Here is a 19,400-nt window from a genome sequence, read left to right on the forward strand (position 1 = left end):
CCTTACGCGGTGCGGCGAGGGCTTACGCGGTGCGGCGAGGGCACCGGATGTTCGAACGGGCGCGGGCGGACGCCCGCCGCGCGCCCGCCCGGGGCCGGTGACGCCGGCCCCGCCCGCCCGGTCACCGCACGTGTTCGTCGGCCGCCGACAGGGCCGCGTCCAGGGCCGTCAGGCCCTCCTTCAGCTCGGCCCGGCTCGTGGTGAGCGGCGGCACCACATGGGTGCGGTTCATGTTCACGAAGGGCCAGAGACCGGCCTCCTTCGCGGCGGCGGCGAAGGCGGCCATCGGGGCGTTCGCCTCTCCGGACGCGTTGTACGGCACCAGCGGCTCCCGGGTCTCCCGGTCGCGCACCAGCTCCACCGCCCAGAACATGCCGGTGCCGCGCACCTCGCCCACGCTCGGATGGCGTTCGGCCAGCTCCCGCAGGCCGGGGCCGACGACGGACGCGCCGAGGACGGCCGCGTTCTCGACGATGCCCTCCTCCTCCATCACGTTGATCGTCGCGACGGCGGCGGCGCAGGCCAGCGGGTGCCCGGAGTAGGTCAGGCCGCCCGGGTAGGGGCGGGTGGCGAAGGTGGCGGCGATCTCCGCGGAGAGGGCGACGCCGCCCAGCGGGACGTAGCCGGAGTTGACGCCCTTGGCGAAGGTCATCAGGTCCGGGACGACGTCGTACAGGTCGGCCGCGAACCACGTGCCGGTCCGGCCGAACCCGGCCATCACCTCGTCCAGCACCATGACGATGCCGTACGTGTCGCACAGCTCGCGGACCCCGGCGAGGTAGCCGGGCGGGGGCGGCATGACGCCGGCCGTGCCCGGGATGGTCTCCAGGACGATCGCGGCGATCGTCGAGGGCCCCTCGAAGGCGATCGTCGCCTCCAGGTGCTCCAGCGCCCGCGCGCACTCCTGCTCCTCGGTCTCGGCGTAGAAGCGCGAGCGGTACAGGAACGGCGCCCAGAAGCGCACGACCCCGGCGGTGCCGCTGTCGGAGGCCCAGCGGCGCGGGTCGCCGGTGACGTTCACGGCCTGCTGGGTGCCGCCGTGGTACGAGCGGTAGGCGGAGAGGACCTTGGGGCGGCCGGTGTGCAGCCGGGCCATGCGCAGGGCGTGCTCGACGGCGTCGGCGCCGCCGTTGGTGAAGAAGATCTTGTCCAGGTCGCCCGGGGTGCGCTCGGCGATCAGCCGGGCCGCCTCCGAGCGCGCCTCGACGGCGAACGCGGGCGCGAACGTCGTCATCCGCGCCGCCTGCTCCTGGATCGCGGCGACGACCTTGGGGTGCTGGTAGCCGATGTTGGTGTAGACGAGGCCGCTGGCGAAGTCCAGGTAGCGCCGGCCGTCGTAGTCCCAGAAGTACGACCCCTCCGCCCCGGCGACGGCGAGCGGGTCGATGAGCTCCTGCGCGGACCAGGAGTGGAACACGTGCGCACGGTCGGCGGCCTTGACGGCCGCCCCGGCCTCGGGGTTGGGCTGAGGAGTCATGCGCCCGAGGGTAGGCGGGGACGGTGTGGAGCGACATGGGCGGCCTGTCTGCGGTCCGGGACTTTCCGCGACAGGGTGTCCACGGTGCTCGACGGCCTGGGCCCGCCTGTTACGGAACCGTAGACGTCGCCCGGCTCGCCGGGGACCGACCCGCCACTATCCTCGATCCGTTGCTCACTGCGGGGGGAAGGCGGCGCAGCGATGGACAAGCTCGGGATCGGGGATCCGCAGACCATCGGGGGATACCGGCTGCTCGCACGGCTGGGCGGCGGCGGCATGGGCCAGGTCTACCTCGCCCGCTCCGACCGCGGACGCACCGTCGCCGTGAAGCTGGTCCGCGAGGAACTGGCCCGGGAGGAGGAGTTCCGCGCCCGCTTCCGCCAGGAGGTGCGGGCCGCCCGGCAGGTCGGCGGCGACTGGACCACGCCGGTGCTGGACGCCGACACCGAGGCGGCCGTGCCGTGGGTGGCCACCGGGTACGTCGCCGGGCCGAGCCTCCAGCAGGTGGTGGGCCACGACCACGGGGCGCTGCCCGAGCGGTCGGTGCGCATCCTCGCCGCCGGTCTCGCGCACGCCCTGAAGGACATCCACGCGGCCGGGATCGTCCACCGCGACCTCAAGCCGTCCAACGTCCTCGTCACCATCGACGGGCCGCGCGTCATCGACTTCGGCATCGCCCGGGCGCTGGAGACGGTGACCGACGGCGGACTCACCCGCACCGGGGCGCTCGTCGGCTCGCCCGGCTTCATGGCGCCCGAGCAGGTGCGCGGCGACCGCATCACGCCCGCCTGCGACGTGTTCTGCCTCGGCTCGGTGCTCGCCTACGCCGCGACCGGCACGCTGCCGTTCGGCACCGCCAACAGCGGGGTGCACGCGCTGATGTTCCGCATCGCGCAGGAGGAGCCCGACCTGACGCAGGTGCCGGAGGGGCTCGCGGACCTGGTGCGGGCGTGCCTGCGCAAGGACCCGGCCGCGCGGCCCACACTCGACGAGGTGCTGGCCCGGACGGGCGCGGAGGACACCGTCGCCGACGGCCGGTCCCGTGACCCGTGGCTGCCCGGCGCGCTGGTCGCCCAGCTCGGCCGCCACGCGGTCCGGCTCCTCGACGCGGAGGACCCGGAGGCGCCGGGGGCGCCGGGGGCGCCGGGGGCGCCGGGAGGGGGGCCTTCGGGCACCGTTCCCGCACCCCCTGAGCACGCGCGTGCCGCGGACGACCGGGCCGCGCCGCCCCCGGACGCGCCCGCACCGCCTCCGCCGGGGCAGCCCGGCGTGAATCACCTGCCGACGGTCGTGGTCGGCCACGGCGGCGACCCCGCCCCGACGCCCGGACCGGCGCCGGGCGGCGACGCGTACGGCGGGGGTGCGTACGGCGGGGGCGCGTACGGCGGAGGCGCCTACGGCCACCCCCGGCAGCACCCGCAGCCGCCCGCGTACGGCTACCCGTACGGCGGCCAGGGCGCGGGCGGCACCCCTCCGTACGGACCGCCGCCCTTCCCGGGACAACCGCAGCCGTACGGTCCGCCACCGCACGAGCCGCGTCGTGACAACCGCTCCACCGCGCTGCTCGTGGTGATCGCGCTGGTCGTGGCGCTCGCCGCGGGCGGCACCGTGTACGCGCTGATGAGCGGCGCGGGAAACGACGACCGCGCGGGCGGCGAACCGTCGACGCCCGCCGCACCGAGCAGCGCGCCGCACAACACCGGCGACCCGGCCACCACGGACGACGCGCCCTCGACGGAGGCGGACACGCGCTCGCCGAGCGGCGGCACGCCCGCGGACGGGACGGTCCCCTCCGAGTTCCTGGGCCGTTGGTCCTCCGGCATCGACAACGACAGCGGCTCGCACAGCCGCCGCCTCACCGTGCAGCAGGGCGAGGTCGGCGACACCGTGATGTCCCTGGTGGCCGACGGACCCACCGGCAACGGCACCTACCACTGCGTCTTCGAGGCGCGCCTCACCGGCACCTCCGGCGGCCGGCTGCAGATCGGCCCGTCCACCGTCACCGTCGGCGAACCGCGGGGCGCCTGCACGCCCGGTCCCGCCAGCGAGATCAGCCTGCTCCCCGACGGCTCCCTGCGCCGCGTCAGCGACGGCACCGGCGAGGAGCTGACGTACACGCGGGACTGAACGGCCGGTCCGCCCGACCTCTCCCGGAGGGGCGGGCAAGGGTCACGCGCGGGGCGCGCGAGGCGACGGGTGAGGTGTGGCCCGGGGACCGCACGCGCTGTGCACGGCGTGAGGGCAGGCGTGTGTGTGCGTCGCGCACGGCGTGAGAGTCGGCGCGTGCGTGTGCGCCGCGCGCCTCGGTGGGGGGGGGCGCGCTCGGTGCGCCGTCGGCCGGGGGAGGCCGGGCCCCGGATCGCCACCGCCCCGGCGGAGAACCTCAGCGCGTCTCCGGCGGCCGCTGCCGGGGCATGTTCGGCCGGGCCCCGTTCGGCGGGGGCGGGAAACGGCCGGGCGGGAGGGCGGCCTCCGGGCGGCCCGCACCGCCCAGCGCCGTCCGCACCCCCAGCGGAGCGCCCCCGCCGCGGAACTCCATCATCCAGTCCGCCGTCTCCACCCGGACCAGCTCTGTCACGTCCTCGGTGAAGCGCCGCAGCACCGCCAGGCACCGCTCCGCCGCCTCGCTCGCCGTGCCCTCGGCCGGCCCCAGCACCTCGCGCACGCACTCCGACGCCCAGTCGAACTGGAACGCCTGCAGCCGACGGTGCACCGCCTGCGCCGTCGCCACGTCCCGCATCCAGCCGGACGTCACCCCGAAGAACCGGTCGCCCGCCACGCACGCCACGGCGAGCAGCAGCGCGAGGTACCCCCAGGGCGTGACGCCGTCCGCCGCCCCGGTCAGATCGAGCAGCGGCAGCGCGGTCCCGGTCAGCGCGCCCAGCGCCGTGCCGGCCCGCAGCGCCCACGCGCAGTGCCGTTTCCACATCCGGTCCTCGAGGTACCACGCGGCGGTGTCCAGCGCCCCGCGCTCCACCCACCGGTACAGCTCGTCCAGCCGCGTGGCCGGTTCGCCCCAGTCCCCGAGCGGGAACGCCCGCCCGGCAGGGTCGCCCGGCCGCAGCCCCGCCGCGCCTTCGCCCCGCCCGTCGTGAGGCCGACCCTCGGGCTGCATCTCCGGCTGACCCACCCGGTATCTCCCCTCCTGAACCGACCTGACCGACCTCGCGCACGCGCACCGTGCGCGGTCGGCCGGTCACGCGTGGTGCTCGCGCGCCGGGCCCTTCCTACCGCCCAACGGGTGGGCGCGTCGGGGGTTCGCGCGCTTTTACGCCCGATAGGGGGCCGTGATCAGGTATAGGGCCCCGGAGGGGACTCACCCGAAAGAGTGCCAGGGCGACGGCTGCCTGGAGCACGTAGGCTCGTGCCGAGCGGTGCGACCGTCGCACCGGACCGACGTACCGACCTAGGAGCCGAATCGTGATCCCCGGTGGTGGCCAGCCCAACATGCAGCAGCTGCTCCAGCAGGCCCAGAAGATGCAACAGGACCTGGCCAAGGCCCAGGAGGAACTGGCGCGCACGGAGGTCGAGGGCCAGGCGGGCGGCGGTCTGGTGAAGGCCACCGTCACCGGCTCCGGCGAACTGCGGGCGCTGCAGATCGACCCGAAGGCGGTGGACCCGGAGGACACCGAGACCCTCGCGGACCTGGTCGTCGCGGCGGTCCAGGCGGCGAACGAGAACGCGCAGACGCTCCAGCAGCAGAAGCTCGGCCCGCTGGCCCAGGGCCTCGGCGGGGGCGGCATCCCCGGCCTGCCCTTCTGAGCGAGGCAGCCGACCGCGGCCTCCCGGGGCTGCGGGGCTTCTAAGCGGGGCCGCGGGCCTCTACCGTACGTAGTGAAGGAACACCAGGAAGGACGGCAGTCCGTTGTACGAAGGCGTGGTCCAGGACCTCATCGACGAGCTGGGGCGGCTGCCCGGCGTCGGTCCCAAGAGCGCGCAGCGGATCGCCTTCCACATCCTGCAGGCGGAACCGACGGACGTACGGCGTCTGGCGCAGGCGCTGATGGAGGTCAAGGCGAAGGTCCGCTTCTGCGCGGTCTGCGGGAACGTCGCGCAGGAGGAGCGGTGCAACATCTGCCGCGACAGCAGGCGCGACCCCGCGGTCATCTGCGTCGTGGAGGAGCCGAAGGACGTCGTCGCGATCGAGCGCACGCGTGAGTACCGCGGCCGCTACCACGTGCTGGGCGGCGCGATCAGCCCGATCGACGGGGTGGGCCCCGACGACCTGCGCATACGGGAACTCCTGGCCCGGCTGGCGGACGGCACGGTCACCGAGCTGATCCTCGCCACGGACCCCAATCTCGAAGGCGAGGCCACGGCCACGTACCTCGCCCGCATGATCAAGCCCATGGGCCTGAGGGTCACCCGCCTGGCCAGCGGCCTCCCGGTGGGCGGCGACCTGGAATACGCGGACGAGGTCACGCTCGGCCGCGCCTTCGAGGGGAGACGACTCCTAGATGTCTGACGCCACGCTGCACGCGACCGACCAGAACCCGGACGACTTCGCGGTCCAGATCGCCGACCAGATCGAGAGCTTCCTGGTCGCCGTCACGGAGGTCGCGAAGGGCGACGAGCCGGACTCGGCGGTGCCCTTCCTCCTCCTGGAGGTCTCCCAGCTGCTCCTGGCCGGCGGCCGCCTGGGCGCCCACGAGGACATCGTTCCCGACGAGCGCTACGAGCCGGACATGGGCCCCGAGCCGGACGTGGACGAGCTGCGCGAGAACCTGGCGCGGCTGCTCGACCCGATCGACGTCTACTCCGAGGTCTTCGACCCGTACGAGCCGCGCAAGGCCCCGGTGCCGGCCCGCATCTCCGACGACCTCACCGACGTCATCACGGACCTGCGCCACGGCATGGCCCACTACAGGGCGGGCCGCACGTCGGAGGCGCTGTGGTGGTGGCAGTTCTCCTACTTCTCCAACTGGGGCTCCACGGCGTCGGCGACCCTGCGCGCCCTGCAGTCGGTCGTCGCCCACGTCCGCCTGAACCAGCCCCTGGCCGAGCTCGACGGCCTGGACACGGACCAGGGCCTGCGGGACGAGACCCTCGAGGCCGAGGCCGGCAGGGTCATGGTCGAGGAGATCGCCACTCCGCTGGGCATGCGCCCGGTCACGTGAGGAAAAAAGCGTGAACAGAGAGCAGGCGACCGTCCACCGGGCGCTCACATGAGCGCTCAATGGACGGAATTGGCCGGTGTGCTCACGCTTTCCGGGGAGGGTGTCCCTGCCGGCGTCCGCCGCGTGAGCGGCAGCGTGTACGTGGACGACGCGGGCCCCGCCGACCGGAAAGGACCGCCCCCGGTGTGACGCGGGGCACTTTCCCGAGTGGTGGGCGTCGGTCTGGGCAGGAGCCCCCCGCGAGCGTCCGAAGTCTCACCATGCGATATCTCGAGGGGTGGATTTTCGGACGTCGATAGACTGAGCCGACCGCAGCGGACACATATGTGTGCGGACTGTGGACAACGACGGACTGAGCGAGGAGCGCACGTGGGCCTTGTCGTGCAGAAGTACGGAGGCTCCTCCGTAGCCGATGCCGAAGGCATCAAGCGCGTCGCCAAGCGGATCGTGGAAGCCAAGAAGAACGGCCACCAGGTGGTCGCCGTGGTTTCCGCGATGGGCGACACGACGGACGAGCTGATCGATCTCGCCGAGCAGGTTTCCCCGATTCCTGCCGGCCGCGAGCTCGACATGCTGCTGACCGCCGGGGAGCGGATCTCCATGGCCCTGCTGGCCATGGCGATCAAGAACCTGGGCCACAACGCCCAGAGCTTCACCGGCAGCCAGGCAGGTGTCATCACCGACTCGGTCCACAACAAAGCCCGCATCATCGATGTCACGCCGGGCCGCATCCAGGCCTCGGTGGACGAGGGCAACATCGCCATCGTCGCCGGGTTCCAGGGCGTCAGCCAGGACACCAAGGACATCACCACGCTCGGCCGCGGCGGCTCCGACACCACCGCCGTCGCCCTCGCCGCGGCGCTCGACGCCGAGGTGTGCGAGATCTACACGGACGTCGACGGTGTGTTCACCGCCGACCCGCGCGTGGTGACGAAGGCCAAGAAGATCGACTGGATCTCGTTCGAGGACATGCTCGAACTGGCCGCCTCCGGTTCCAAGGTGCTGCTCCACCGCTGTGTGGAGTACGCCCGCCGGTACAACATCCCGATCCACGTCCGTTCGTCCTTCAGCGGACTGCAGGGCACGTGGGTCAGCAGCGAGCCGATCGAGCAAGGGGACAAGCAGGTGGAGCAGGCTCTCATCTCCGGTGTCGCACACGACACCTCCGAGGCCAAGGTCACGGTCGTCGGCGTGCCCGACAAGCCCGGCGAGGCCGCGTCGATCTTCCGCACCATCGCGGACGCCGAGATCAACATCGACATGGTCGTGCAGAACGTGTCCGCCGCGTCCACCGGCCTGACGGACATCTCCTTCACCCTGCCGAAGTCCGAGGGCCGCAAGGCCATCGACGCCCTGGAGAAGAACAAGGGCGCCATCGGCTTCGACTCCCTGCGCTACGACGACCAGATCGGCAAGATCTCCCTGGTCGGCGCGGGCATGAAGACCAACCCCGGTGTCACCGCCGACTTCTTCACCGCGCTCAGCGACGCCGGCGTGAACATCGAGCTGATCTCGACCTCCGAGATCCGCATCTCGGTCGTCACCCGCAAGGACGACGTGCCGGAGGCCGTGCGCGCCGTGCACACCGCCTTCGGTCTCGACTCCGACAGCGACGAGGCCGTGGTCTACGGAGGCACCGGCCGCTGATGCCCGGGACCGCAGGACCCGGGCGTTCCGGGCGGCCGACGCTCGCGGTCGTGGGAGCGACCGGGGCCGTCGGCACGGTCATGCTCCAGATCCTGTCCCAGCGCGCGGACGTCTGGGGCGAGATCAGACTCATCGCCTCCCCGCGTTCGGCCGGCCGCAAGCTGTCCGTACGCGGTGAGGAGGTCGAGGTGGTGGCGCTCACCGAGGAGGCCTTCGACGGGGTCGACGTCGCCATGTTCGACGTGCCCGACGAGGTCGCCGCCGCGTGGGCGCCCGTCGCCGCCGCCCGTGGCGCGGTCGTCGTCGACAACTCCGGCGCCTTCCGCATGGAACCGGACGTGCCGCTGGTCGTCCCCGAGGTCAACCCGCACGCGGTACGCAGCCGCCCGCGCGGCATCGTCGCCAACCCGAACTGCACCACCCTGTCGATGATCGTCGCGCTCGGCGCGCTGCACGCCGAGTTCGGCCTGCGCGAGCTGGTCGTCTCGTCGTACCAGGCGGCCAGCGGCGCGGGCCGGGCCGGCGTGCGGACGCTGCGCGAGCAGTTGTCCCTGGTGGCCGGCACCGACCTGGGCACCAGCCCGGGTGACGTACGGCGGGCCGTGGGGGACAACACCGGGCCGTTCCCGGAGCCGGTCGCGCTGAACGTCGTGCCGTGGGCCGGTTCGCTGCGCGAGGACGGCTGGTCGTCCGAGGAGATGAAGGTGCGGGACGAGTCCCGCAAGATCCTCGGCCTGCCCGCCCTCCCGGTCGCGGTCACCTGCGTGCGCGTCCCCGTGGTCACCGTGCACTCCCTCACCGTGCACGCCCGCTTCGAGAACGAGGTCACCGTCGGCAAGGCGCGCGAGATCCTCGCCACCGCCCCCGGCGTGGTCCTCTTCGACAACCCGGCCGCGGGCGAGTTCCCCACCCCCGCCGACGTCGTCGGCACCGATCCGACCTGGGTCGGGCGGGTGCGCCGGGCCCTGGACGACCCCACGGCGCTGGAGCTGTTCGTGTGCGGGGACAACCTGCGCAAGGGCGCCGCGCTCAACACCACGCAGATCGCCGAGCTGATAGCCGCGGAGCACAGGGCCGCCTAGCGCACGGCCGCCTGGCGCACGGCCGCCTGGCGCACGGCCGCCTGGCGCACGGCCGCCTGGCGCACGGCCGCCTGGCGCACGGCCGCCTGGCGCACGGCCGCCTGGCGCACGGCCGCCTGGCGCACGGCCGCCTGGCGCACGGCCGCCTGGCGCACGATCGGCCGGTGAGCGGCGGGCGGCCGGCCGTGCGGTAAAAGGCCTGGATCACAGAGGTTTCGTTTGTAGGATCTGTGAGGAACCTGTGGGACGGGCTTCTCGGCTCGCACCACTTGAACATGCAACTTCCTGGGCCGAGGATTGCGGACGAGGATTCACCTCCCCGCCAGCCGCAACCGAGCGGAGGGCGGGGAGCGTCTTTGCGATCACCCTTGTCCGGGGCGTGGGGACGCTGCTTCCCAGACGTGGGGACGTCTGGAGCCGGGCGTGGGGACGTCCGTTCATAGGAAACACAGGGGAAGAGCGGGACGCATGAGGGCATTCGATGTGCTGCCGGTGGTGCTGCCTGACACGGGTGGGCGGTGGACGGCACCGGTCGGCGCAGACATGACGCCCGGCACGTACAACCCTTGTGAGGGGGAGCGTGTCCAACTGGCGTGGCTGAGGTACTCGACTTCACAGCGCCCCGCGGCGCGACCTTGCGGCCGCCCCGCGGCACGCTCCGGCCCCGCGTGGCCGGCGCGTCCGGTGGCATGCCGGTGATCGCGCCCATGCCCGCAGCGCGCCCCGCCCCCATTCCCGGTCAGCGCGACGGCGCCGACGAGACGGTGGCAGTCGGCACCACGGTCGACCACCTCACCGAGACCTACCGCGCGCACTACCGCTCGCTGCTGGGACTCGCGGCGCTGCTCCTCGACGACACGGCCTCCTGCGAGGACGTCGTCCAGGAGGCGTTCATCCGCGTCCACTCCGCCCGCAAACGGGTCCGGGACCCGGAGAAGACCCTGGCCTACCTGCGCCAGACGGTCGTCAACCTGTCCCGTTCCGCGCTGCGCCGCCGCATCCTCGGCCTCAAGCTGCTGTCCAAGCCCATGCCCGACATGGCGAGCGCGGAGGAGGGCGCGTACGACCAGCTCGAACGCGACTCCCTCATCAAGGCGATGAAGGGCCTGCAGCGCCGCCAGCGCGAGGTGCTGGTGCTGCGCTACTTCGCCGACATGACGGAGGCCCAGGTCGCCGAGACCCTCGGCATATCGCTCGGCTCGGTCAAGGCGTACGGCTCACGCGGCATCGCCGCGCTGCGGCTGGCCATGGGGGCGTCGGCATGAGCGACGGCCAGGACATGCGGGACCCGCGCCCCGAGGACCGCGAGCCGGAGGGCTCGCGGAGCTCTTCGGGCTCCACGGACGCCGCGGCGGGCCAGGAGTCCGCGGACGGCCGCGCCTCCGACGCCGGGGAGGACTCCGGCGACGGCGGACACGGGGACGACCGGCGACCGGCCGGGTCCGGACGGGCCCTGCGCGCGGTGGAGGACGAGGACTCGGGCTCCGGTACGGAGGCCTCCGGCATGGGGAACTCCCGTGCGGAGAGGGGGGACTCCGCGCCGGGACCGGAGGACTCGGAGCGTCCGGAGCCCGTACGCGGCCCGGACCACGGGGGCGTGCCCGAGGGGGACGGGCTCGCGCGGCTGCGCGCGCTCGTGGCACCGCACGGACAGGGCCCGACACACACGCACGCTGGGAACGGAACTGTGAACGACGGCCGGGACGAACAGAGCCCCGAAGGGCTCGACTCGGACGAGCTGCACCTGCGAACCCTGTTGCACCAGGCCGTCCAGGACGTGGAGCCGAGCGACGGCACCCTGGACTACCTGCGCCGGGCCGTCCCCGCCCGCCGTGCGCGCAAACGCCAGGCCCTCGTCGGCGCGGCGGCCGCCGCGCTCTTCCTCGGCACCGCCGTGCCCGCGCTGGTCCACGTCTCCACTTCCTCCGGCTCCGACGCCAACCCGTCCGCCGTCGGCCACGCCTCGCAGGCCCAGGGCGGCACCGGCCAGGGCAAGGACCCCGGCAACGGCGAGAGCACCACCGGCGGCTCCTCCGACGAGGTCGACGACGACGAGAAGGGCGCCACGAAGGAGGGCGACGAGGCCGGCGCGAGCACCGGCACGAGCACGGGCGCGTCCGAGGGCGCCGGGCCCTCGGCCGGCGCCACGGCGGACGCTCCTGCCTGCACCGCCGCCCAGCTCGGTCCCGCGACCGCGACCAGCGCCGCCCCCGACTCGGCGGGCGCCGTCTACGGCTCCTTCCGCGTCGCCAACGTCTCCGGCGCGAGCTGCGTCGTCGAGGGCGCGGGCACCGTGAGCGCGACCCCGCAGGGCGCGGCCGACGCGGCGAGGATCGGGACGGCGCGGCATGTCGCGGGAGACGCGGCGGCCGCCCTGCCGGACCCGTCGCTGGAGGCGGCGACCGTGGTCCTCGAGCCGGGCGCCTCGTACGAGGTGCGGTTCGCCTGGGTGCCCTCGGAGACCTGTCCGGTCCCCGGTGATCCCACGGGCGGCGGCTCCGGCGGCCCCTCGGCGGACCCGACGCCGTCCGGCGAGCCGACGAACTCGGACGGCGCGTCCGCGGGCACGGGCAGCGGGCCGGCCACGACGACGCAGCTGCTGCGGCAGGACGGCGGGACCGAGGGCAGTGTGGCGGTGACCTACACGGCGGCCACGGGCTCCGGCTCGGCCACCACGACGGTGGCCAACGCCTGTGCCGGGACGGTCTACTGGACGGGGCTGCTCACGCCGGTCGCCTGACGCGGGACGTCGTCGCCGCCGCTGCCGCCGGCGCCCTCGGACGTCCCGCCCTGCGGCGTCCCGTCCTCGTCCGCCGTCCCTCTGTCCGCAACCGTGCCCGCGCCCGTGTCCGTGTCCGGCCCCAGGCCCAGCTCGGCGTCGCGGGCGAGTTCCACCTCGCGGCGCAGCAGCCGGAACCACATGAAGATCACGAAGCCGACGAAGGCGAACCACTCGGCGGTGTAGCCGAGGTTCTGGAACGCCTTCAGGTCCAGGCCGGTGCCGCCGGGCGCGGACGCCGGCACCGCGCGCATGCCCGAGTCCCCGTTGTTCAGCGTGATCCAGGCGTCGTGCACGTCGTACGGCACGAGGTTGATCAGGGAGGCCGCGCTGATCGCGGCGGTCTGGCCCTCCGGCAGGCCGGTGCGGGCGCTGACGCCGTTGCTGCCCGGGGTCTCGGACGCCTGGAGCGCGCCGGTGACGGTGACCTCGCCGGCGGGCGGCGCGGGAGCCTTCGCCGGGTCGGGCGTACCGGGCAGCCAGCCGCGTACGACGGGCAGCGCGCGGCCGGTGTCGGTGCGCAGCAGGGTCAGGACGTAGTAGCCGTCCTTGTCGTCCAGCGTGCGGTCGGGGACGAGGAGCTGGGTGTCGTACCGGCCGGTCGCGGTGGTCTGCTTGCCGGACGTGGCCTTGGTCACCGGCAGCAGGTCGTCCAGCGGCCGGGCCTTCTCCTTCTTGGCCTCGGCGACCTGTGTCTCGGCCTGGCGGTGATGGTCCACCCGGTCCTCGAACCGGCCCAGCTGCCAGGACCCCATGAACACGCAGAAGGGGATCGAGAGCAGCAGGAAGACGTTGATCGCCCACCAGCGGGGGGTCAGCAGAAACCGGTACACGCCCTCAACGGTACGGGTGCGCGGACGGTTCCCGTGCCGCGGGGTCGCCTGCGCCACGGGCCCCGGCGGCCCCTCGTGGGCGCCGGGTGACGGGGCGGTGCTGACTCGGGTCAGCACATCGGGTGAGAGGTCCGGTGGACGTTCCGGGGGAAGTTGTCCACAGGCTGGGGACCTCGGACGCGCGATGGCCCTCCGGACGGGCAGTATGGGGTCATGACTGAGAGCAACGGGTCCGACGCGCCGGACCGGGCGGACCACCAGACCGAGCGAGTGCCGCGGACCGGGGAGATGCCGGACTGGGAGAAGCGCTTCCGCGCACCCCGGGTGTCCCTTCCCGACTGGGCGGAGGACGCCCCCGACCGTTCCCTGTTCGTGTCGAACGCGACGGGGACGTACGAGCTGTACGCCTGGGACCGGGCGACCGGTGAGCAACGCCAGGTGACGAACCGGCCGAACGGCACGACGGACGGCGTGCTCTCGCCGGACGGCGAGTGGATCTGGTGGTTCGACGACAAGGACGGCGACGAGTTCGGCGTCTGGCGCCGGCAGCGGTTCTCCGGCGGTGAGGACGAGCTGGCGGCCCCGGGCCTGGACCCCTCCTATCCGGCGGGCCTGGCGCTGGGCCGCGACGGCCGCACGGCGGTCGTCGGCCGCTCCACCGACGAGGACGGTACGACGATCCACCTGGTGCGCACGGGGGAGGCGCCGGTGGAGCTGTACCGGCACCGCGAGTCGGCGGGCGTCGGCGACCTCTCCCACGACGGTTCGCTGATCGCGGTCGAGCACACGGAGCACGGGGACGCGATGCACTCCGCGCTGCGCGTGATGCGCCCCGACGGCACGACGGTCGCCGAGCTGGACGACACCCGCGGCGGCACGGAGGAACTGGGCCTGGAGGTGCTGGGCTTCGCACCCGTGGCGGGCGACACCCGGTTGCTCATCGGCCACCAGCGGCGCGGACGCTGGGAGCCCCTGGTGTGGGACGTGGTGACGGGCGAGCAGACGGACCTGGAGCTGGAGCTGCCCGGCGACGTCAGCGCCGAGTGGTACCCGGACGGCACGGCCCTGCTCATCGCGCACGGCTTCGAGGCCCGCGGCGAGCTGTTCCGCTACGACCTCGCCGGGCGCCGGCTGGAGAAGATCCCCACGCCGCGCGGCGCGGTCTCCGGTGCGACGGCCCGCCCCGACGGCAGCGTGGAGTACCTGTGGTCGTCGGCGGCCCAGCCGCCCGCGGTCCGCTCCACCTCGGGCGGTGTGGTCCTGGACCCGCCCGGCATGAAGTCGCCCGGGTCGGTACCGGTGGAGGACGTGTGGGTGGAGGGCCCGGGCGGCCGTATCCACGCGCTCGTCCAGAAGCCGGCCGGCGCGACCGGCCCGCTGCCGACCGTCTTCGACATCCACGGCGGACCGACCTGGCACGACAGCGACTCCTTCGCGGCGGGCCCGGCGGCCTGGGTCGACCACGGCTACGCGGTGGTACGTGTCAACTACCGTGGTTCCACCGGATACGGCCGCGCCTGGACGGACGCCCTGAAGCACCGGGTGGGCCTGATCGAGCTGGAGGACATCGCGGCGGTCCGCGAGTGGGCCGTCTCCTCCGGTCTGGCGGACCCTGAGCGGCTGATCCTCACCGGCGGCTCCTGGGGCGGCTACCTGACGCTGCTGGGCCTCGGCACGCAGCCGGACGCGTGGGCGCTGGGCATCGCGGCGGTCCCGGTCGCCGACTACGTCACGGCGTACCACGACGAGATGGAAGCGCTGAAGGCGATGGACCGCACGCTGCTGGGCGGCACGCCCGAGGAGGTCCCCGAGCGCTTCGAGGCGTCGTCCCCGATCACCTACGTCGACCAGGTCAAGGCCCCGGTCTACATCTCGGCGGGGGTGAACGACCCGCGCTGCCCGATCCAGCAGATCGAGAACTACGTCAAACGCCTGGAGTCCCGCGACGCGGTCCACGAGGTCTACCGCTACGACGCGGGTCACGGCTCCCTGGTGGTCGACGAACGCATCAAGCAGATCCGCCTGGAGCTGGACTTCGCGGCCCGGCACCTGCCGTAGTGACGGGCGCCTCCCGCGCGCCGGGGGAGCCCCGGCACCCCTGGCGCGCGGCGGCTCCGCGCCCGTGTTTCCGGCTCCGTGTCCGCGGGGGGCGGCTCGTGCTCACCCTCGGCGCGCGGCGGCCCCGCGCGTCCGACCGCGTGGCTCCGGGTCCGCCGGGGCCGTGGTGCGCGGGCCTGCCGCACCCGTACCGCGCGTGCGGCCTGCCGCACCCGTGCCGTGCTGCGTCCGCCGGGAGGAGCCCTCGCTCACCCCTGCCTCGGCCTCGCGTCCGCCGGGAGGAGCCCTCGCCCACCCCTGCCTCGGCCTCGCGTCCGCCGGGAGGAGCCCTCGCCCACCCCTGCCTCGGCCTCGCGTCCGCCGGGAGGAGCCCTCGCCCACCCCTGCCTCGGCCTCGCGTCCGCCGGGAGGAGCCCTCGCCCACCCCTGCCTCGGCCTCGCGTCCGCCGGGCCCGGACCCTGACGATCCCGGCGTGGGGCGCCCCGCGCCGGGACTACCGCGTGTTCCGCGTCCGCCGGCCCAGCAGCTCCGCCAGCCCCCGGCGGGTCGCCGCCAGGACCACGCGGTCGCCCGCGCGCAGGACGTAGGTGTCCGGCAGGTCCCACACCAGACCGGAGCCCGGTGCCTCGCCACCCGCGCCGCCGCCCCGGGCCGCCGTGTCCAGCGCCAGGACGCGCCAGGCGCCCGGCCGGAACACCTCCGCGACCGTGCGCCCCTCCAGCTGCGGATGCCCGTCGACGACGACCGCCGCGAACAGCAGCACCCGCCGCTCCACGGGGATCGCGCCCAGGATCTGCCGCCCCATCATCGCCCCGGCGAAGGCGGGCGCGGCCAGGTGGGACACCGACCGGCTCCGGGTCAGCGCGGCCGGGTGCGCGGTGCGCAGCGTCCGGTACACGGCCTTGGCGAAGTCGTCGTCGTACAGCCGCAGCACCGCCCGCAGGTCGGGGCGTACCGAGCGGGCGTAGAGCACGGATTCCAGGTTGGTGGTGTCGACGCTGGTCAGGGCGAGCAGCGCGTCCGCGCGGTGGATCTTCGCCGCCTCCAGGACGCCCTCCTGCGTGACGTCCCCGACCACGACCGGCACCCGTAACCTCCGGGCGACGGCCATGCCCCGCGCCTCCGGGTCGGCCTCGACGCACACCACGGGGATGTGCAGTTCGCGCAGCCGGGTCAGCACCCGGGTGCCGATCTTGCCGAGCCCGAGCAGCACCACGTGCCCGCTCAGTCCGCGCGGCGGTTTCCGCAGCGCGGACGCCGTGCGGAAGGTGCCCAGCGCCTCCAGCACCGCGGCCAGCAGCACCGGCAGCAGCAGCAACCCGACCAGACCGGAGAGCAGTTGGAGGATCTGCTGTCCGAGCGGCGCGCCGAGCGCGGGCTCGTTGATGGCGAACAGGTCCAGCAGCGTGACGTAGACGGCGTGCAGCGGGTGGTCGTCGGTGATCAGGATCAGTGCCACCGCGAGCCCGACCACCGCGGCCACCAGTCCGGCCAGCGACCACCGCAGCCGCGCGGAGAACAGCGAGGCGAACGGCATCGCCCCGGCCCGCCGGGCCGGCAGCGGGGGGCCGGAGTGCGACACCTGCTCCAGCACCACCGTGCCGCGTCCGGTCGCCGCCGCCACCGCCTCGGCGTCGGGGAGCAGTCGGGGTCCCTGGTCGCCGCTGTCCTCGGATCCCTCGTCGCCCGCCGGGTCGTTGCTGGTCGCGGACAGCAGCGCCAGTGTGCACAGCCCCGGGTCGGCCACCTCGCCGGGCCGTGGCGGGCGGCGCTCCACCGCCCGCAGCAGCAACCCCTCCGCGTCGACGACCTTGCTGGTGCCGACCAGCGCGGTGGCGACCAGCGCGGGCGCGGCGGTGTCGGCGTCGGACAGCACGGTGGTCGAGATGTCGGCGCCGTGGCCCCCGTGCCCTCCGTGGAAACCACGTCCCCCGTGGTCCCCGTCCCCGCGCCCTCCGTGCCCCCCGCGGCCCACGGCCGTGCCGCCCGCCAGCTCGGCGGCCTGGTCGAGGAGTTCCTCGATGTGCTGGCCGAGGCGCCGGTTGTAGAGCCGCAGGACCAGGCGCAGCCGGGGGTTGAGCCGGCGGGCGGTCAGCGCGGCGCGGATGTTGGTCTCGTCGTCGTCGTACACCAGGGCCAGCGCGGCGGCCCGGTCCACGCCCGCGTCGGCGAGCACGGCCTCGGTGGGTTCGGCGGCCTCCATCATCCGTTCGTCCGGGACCAGGGTGTCGTCGGAGCTTCCGGCGCCCCGGTTGACGGCGGTCACCACCCGGCCGAACAGCGCCGCGGAGGCGGCCCGGGCCCGCCCGACCATCGGCTGGGGCGGGGTGCGGCTGGACGGGGGCACCACGAGAACCACCTGTTCCCGGTACACGGTGCGCAGTTCGGCGGCGAGCCGGTGCGCCAGTCCGTCGTCGCCGCACACCACCATGGGGGCGATCGGATCGCTGGGCGGGGCGGGGTTCGGAAGGAGGCTCACCACAGGGCAGAAGACTGCCGGATCACGGCGCGTGGTTCCAGGGAGCGGAGTGGGACGGCCCGTCCCACGGTCACGGCCACGGTCACCTGGCGGCGGCGGAGGAGGAGGCGGGGCGAGGCCGCCGACGCGCTTGCCTCACCTGTACGGCGTACCGCTGTGAGGGCGCTGGGGCACGGGCGGGACGGGGTGCACCGCCAGGCGTTTTACCTGCTTCACACATGTACGCGACGTACACGACCTTTGTCGTACGGTAAACTTTACCTGGCCTTGGCGCTCCGCTGAGCTGCCGAACGCTCAGTCCGCGAGAGGCGGACCCGGATGCGAGGGGGGACGTGACATGAACCGACGTGCTGTACGCCGTGACACGAACCGGCCCATGCGCATCGACATCACCCCCCGCGACAGCGTTCCCGAACCCGGCGGCACCGTCTCCGGCGCCTGATCCGCCCGGCCGCCGCCCTCCGTCAAGGGCGTGGCGGCCCACCCGCACACCACCGCCCGCCCGATCCGGGCCCCCCGGCGTCGCACCGCAGGCGGACCAGGACACCCGCCGGGCCTTCCGCACCGCACCCCGCCTCACCGCACCCCGCGGCTCCCGCGCGCGACCCGGCGCCCCGCCGTCCGTCCGCACGCCGCCCCCGCCCCTTTTCAGGCACTGACGCCGCCGTCACCGACCCGGAGGACCGACGCCCGTGCACAACACCGCGACCATGCTCATCGAACTGGGCGCCATCATCCTCGCCCTGGGTCTGCTGGGCCGCCTCGCCGGACGGGTGGGCTTCTCGCCCATCCCGCTCTACCTGCTGGCCGGCCTCGCCTTCGGCCACGGCGGCATCCTGCCGCTGCAGGCCAGCGAGGAGTTCACCGCCGTCGGCGCCGAGATCGGCGTCATCCTGCTGCTGCTCATGCTGGGGCTGGAGTACAGCGCGTCCGAGCTGGTCACCAACCTCAGGACGCAGTACCCGTCCGGAGCGGTGGACTTCGTCCTCAACGCGGTGCCGGGCGCCGTGGCGGCGCTGATCCTGGGCTGGGGCCCGGTCGCGGCCGTCGCGCTGGCCGGTGTCACCTGGATCTCCTCCTCGGGTGTGATCGCGAAGGTGCTCGGCGACCTGCGCCGGCTCGGCAACCGCGAGACACCCGTGGTGCTCGGCGTCCTGGTGATCGAGGACCTGGCGATGGCGGTCTACCTGCCGATCCTCACCGCGGTGCTGGCGGGCGCCGGCCTGGCGGGCGGCTCGGTCACCCTGCTGATCTCCCTCGGCACCGTCGGCGCCGTGCTCTACGTGGCGCTGCGCCACGGACGCCTGATCAGCCGCGCGGTGTCCTCGGACAGCGCGGAGATGCTGCTGCTGGTCGTGCTGGGCCTGACGCTCCTGGTCGCGGGAGTGGCGCAGGAACTGCAGGTGTCGGCGGCCGTCGGCGCGTTCCTCGTGGGCATCGCCCTGTCCGGTGAGGTCGCCGAGGGCGCGAGCAACCTGCTCACCCCGCTGCGGGACCTGTTCGCCGCCGTCTTCTTCGTCTTCTTCGGCCTGTCCACCGACCCGGCCGACATCCCGCCGGTCCTGGTCCCGGCGCTGCTCCTGGCGCTCGTCACCACCCTGACGAAGATCGCGACGGGCTGGTACGCGGCCCGGCGCGCGGGCATCAAGGGCGCAGGCCGCTGGCGCGCGGGCGGCACGCTGGTGGCGCGCGGCGAGTTCTCCATCGTCATCGCGGGCCTCGCGGTCGGCGTGGAGCCCCGCATCGGCCCGCTGGCCACGGCGTACGTCCTGATCCTGGTCGTCCTCGGCCCGCTCACCGCCCGCTGGACCGAACCGCTGGCCCGCAGGATCATCGGCCGCCCGGAGACGCCGCTGGAGACGGAGCGGACGGCGCCGGAGCCGGAGCAGGAGCCGGCGAAGGTGTAAGGGCTCGGGCCGACGTCCCC

General features: G+C 74.0%; 15 protein-coding genes. 10 read left to right on the forward strand and 5 right to left on the reverse strand.

Annotated features, from left to right (window positions below):
- Nucleotides 1-121: 121 nt before the first annotated feature.
- A complete protein-coding gene (locus ACWH4W_RS07145) occupies nucleotides 122-1,477 on the reverse strand; it encodes an aspartate aminotransferase family protein (RefSeq protein WP_473074963.1) in 1,356 nt (451 codons plus the stop codon).
- A gap of 201 nt (nucleotides 1,478-1,678) precedes the next feature.
- Here ACWH4W_RS07145 and ACWH4W_RS07150 point away from each other — a divergent pair, with 201 nt between their 5' ends.
- On the forward strand, nucleotides 1,679-3,604 hold the full coding sequence (locus ACWH4W_RS07150; protein WP_473074964.1) for a serine/threonine-protein kinase: 1,926 nt from the start codon (nucleotides 1,679-1,681) through the stop codon (nucleotides 3,602-3,604).
- Between the two features lie 256 nt (nucleotides 3,605-3,860).
- Here the strand turns inward: ACWH4W_RS07150 and ACWH4W_RS07155 are convergent, their stop codons facing one another.
- The gene (locus ACWH4W_RS07155) at nucleotides 3,861-4,607 is read right to left on the reverse strand and encodes an SLATT domain-containing protein (protein ID WP_473074965.1); all 747 of its coding nucleotides are present in this window, start codon (nucleotides 4,605-4,607) and stop codon (nucleotides 3,861-3,863) included.
- Nucleotides 4,608-4,897: 290 nt separating this feature from the next.
- On the opposite strand from ACWH4W_RS07155, the gene ACWH4W_RS07160 reads away from it, so the two are divergent.
- The 5 genes from ACWH4W_RS07160 (at nucleotide 4,898) to ACWH4W_RS07180 (ending at nucleotide 9,323) form a co-directional block, all read left to right on the forward strand.
- A complete protein-coding gene (locus tag ACWH4W_RS07160) occupies nucleotides 4,898-5,239 on the forward strand; it encodes a YbaB/EbfC family nucleoid-associated protein (protein ID WP_473074966.1) in 342 nt (113 codons plus the stop codon).
- 103 nt (nucleotides 5,240-5,342) lie between these two features.
- The gene (gene recR, locus ACWH4W_RS07165; protein ID WP_473074967.1) at nucleotides 5,343-5,942 is read left to right on the forward strand and encodes a recombination mediator RecR; all 600 of its coding nucleotides are present in this window, start codon (nucleotides 5,343-5,345) and stop codon (nucleotides 5,940-5,942) included.
- The gene (locus ACWH4W_RS07170) at nucleotides 5,935-6,594 is read left to right on the forward strand and encodes a DUF5063 domain-containing protein (RefSeq protein ID WP_473074968.1); all 660 of its coding nucleotides are present in this window, start codon (nucleotides 5,935-5,937) and stop codon (nucleotides 6,592-6,594) included. Before recR ends, ACWH4W_RS07170 begins: the two co-directional genes overlap by 8 nt.
- Before the next feature lie 369 nt (nucleotides 6,595-6,963).
- Nucleotides 6,964-8,241, forward strand: a complete 1,278-nt coding sequence (locus tag ACWH4W_RS07175) for an aspartate kinase (RefSeq protein ID WP_473074969.1) — start codon at nucleotides 6,964-6,966, stop codon at nucleotides 8,239-8,241.
- Nucleotides 8,241-9,323, forward strand: coding sequence for an aspartate-semialdehyde dehydrogenase (locus tag ACWH4W_RS07180; protein WP_473074970.1), 1,083 nt, complete (start codon nucleotides 8,241-8,243; stop codon nucleotides 9,321-9,323). Before ACWH4W_RS07175 ends, ACWH4W_RS07180 begins: the two co-directional genes overlap by 1 nt.
- Here the strand turns inward: ACWH4W_RS07180 and ACWH4W_RS07185 are convergent.
- Nucleotides 9,320-9,478, reverse strand: a complete 159-nt coding sequence (locus ACWH4W_RS07185; RefSeq protein ID WP_473074971.1) for a hypothetical protein — start codon at nucleotides 9,476-9,478, stop codon at nucleotides 9,320-9,322. The two genes, ACWH4W_RS07180 and ACWH4W_RS07185, sit on opposite strands and share 4 nt — an antisense overlap.
- Nucleotides 9,479-9,916: 438 nt before the next feature.
- Here ACWH4W_RS07185 and ACWH4W_RS07190 point away from each other — a divergent pair, with 438 nt between their 5' ends.
- Together ACWH4W_RS07190 and ACWH4W_RS07195 are read left to right on the forward strand one after the other, a co-directional pair.
- Nucleotides 9,917-10,588 carry a SigE family RNA polymerase sigma factor gene (locus ACWH4W_RS07190; protein WP_473074972.1) on the forward strand — a complete coding sequence of 224 codons (672 nt, stop codon included), beginning with the start codon at nucleotides 9,917-9,919 and terminating at the stop codon, nucleotides 10,586-10,588.
- Entirely contained in the window at nucleotides 10,585-12,063 is a 1,479-nt protein-coding gene (locus tag ACWH4W_RS07195; protein WP_473074973.1) for a hypothetical protein, read from the forward strand. Before ACWH4W_RS07190 ends, ACWH4W_RS07195 begins: the two co-directional genes overlap by 4 nt.
- Here the strand turns inward: ACWH4W_RS07195 and ACWH4W_RS07200 are convergent.
- Nucleotides 12,030-12,935, reverse strand: a complete 906-nt coding sequence (locus ACWH4W_RS07200) for an SURF1 family protein (protein ID WP_473074974.1) — start codon at nucleotides 12,933-12,935, stop codon at nucleotides 12,030-12,032. The two genes, ACWH4W_RS07195 and ACWH4W_RS07200, sit on opposite strands and share 34 nt — an antisense overlap.
- A 213-nt stretch (nucleotides 12,936-13,148) precedes the next feature.
- On the opposite strand from ACWH4W_RS07200, the gene ACWH4W_RS07205 reads away from it, so the two are divergent.
- Complete coding sequence (locus ACWH4W_RS07205) at nucleotides 13,149-14,993, forward strand: S9 family peptidase (protein WP_473074975.1); 1,845 nt, start codon at nucleotides 13,149-13,151, stop codon at nucleotides 14,991-14,993.
- 494 nt (nucleotides 14,994-15,487) lie between these two features.
- Here ACWH4W_RS07205 and ACWH4W_RS07210 read toward each other — a convergent pair whose 3' ends face one another.
- Nucleotides 15,488-17,425 (reverse strand): NAD-binding protein, encoded by a 1,938-nt coding sequence (locus ACWH4W_RS07210; protein ID WP_473077435.1) that lies wholly within the window; start codon nucleotides 17,423-17,425, stop codon nucleotides 15,488-15,490.
- 740 nt (nucleotides 17,426-18,165) lie between these two features.
- Here ACWH4W_RS07210 and ACWH4W_RS07215 point away from each other — a divergent pair.
- On the forward strand, nucleotides 18,166-19,380 hold the full coding sequence (locus ACWH4W_RS07215) for a cation:proton antiporter (RefSeq protein ID WP_473074976.1): 1,215 nt from the start codon (nucleotides 18,166-18,168) through the stop codon (nucleotides 19,378-19,380).
- Nucleotides 19,381-19,400: the final 20 nt, after the last annotated feature.

The organism is Streptomyces sp. DSM 120436, from assembly GCF_055778765.1.

What these genes read in the sequence shown, in the direction of transcription:
- ACWH4W_RS07180 (WP_473074970.1), top strand. Translation starts at nt 8,241, where the DNA reads ATGCCCGGGACCGCAGGACCCGGGCGTTCCGGGCGGCCGACGCTCGCG.
- ACWH4W_RS07195 (WP_473074973.1), top strand. Translation starts at nt 10,585, where the DNA reads ATGAGCGACGGCCAGGACATGCGGGACCCGCGCCCCGAGGACCGCGAG.
- ACWH4W_RS07150 (WP_473074964.1), top strand. Translation starts at nt 1,679, where the DNA reads ATGGACAAGCTCGGGATCGGGGATCCGCAGACCATCGGGGGATACCGG.
- ACWH4W_RS07210 (WP_473077435.1), bottom strand. Translation starts at nt 17,425, where the DNA reads ATGGTGGTGTGCGGCGACGACGGACTGGCGCACCGGCTCGCCGCCGAA.
- ACWH4W_RS07170 (WP_473074968.1), top strand. Translation starts at nt 5,935, where the DNA reads ATGTCTGACGCCACGCTGCACGCGACCGACCAGAACCCGGACGACTTC.
- ACWH4W_RS07205 (WP_473074975.1), top strand. Translation starts at nt 13,149, where the DNA reads ATGACTGAGAGCAACGGGTCCGACGCGCCGGACCGGGCGGACCACCAG.
- ACWH4W_RS07145 (WP_473074963.1), bottom strand. Translation starts at nt 1,477, where the DNA reads ATGACTCCTCAGCCCAACCCCGAGGCCGGGGCGGCCGTCAAGGCCGCC.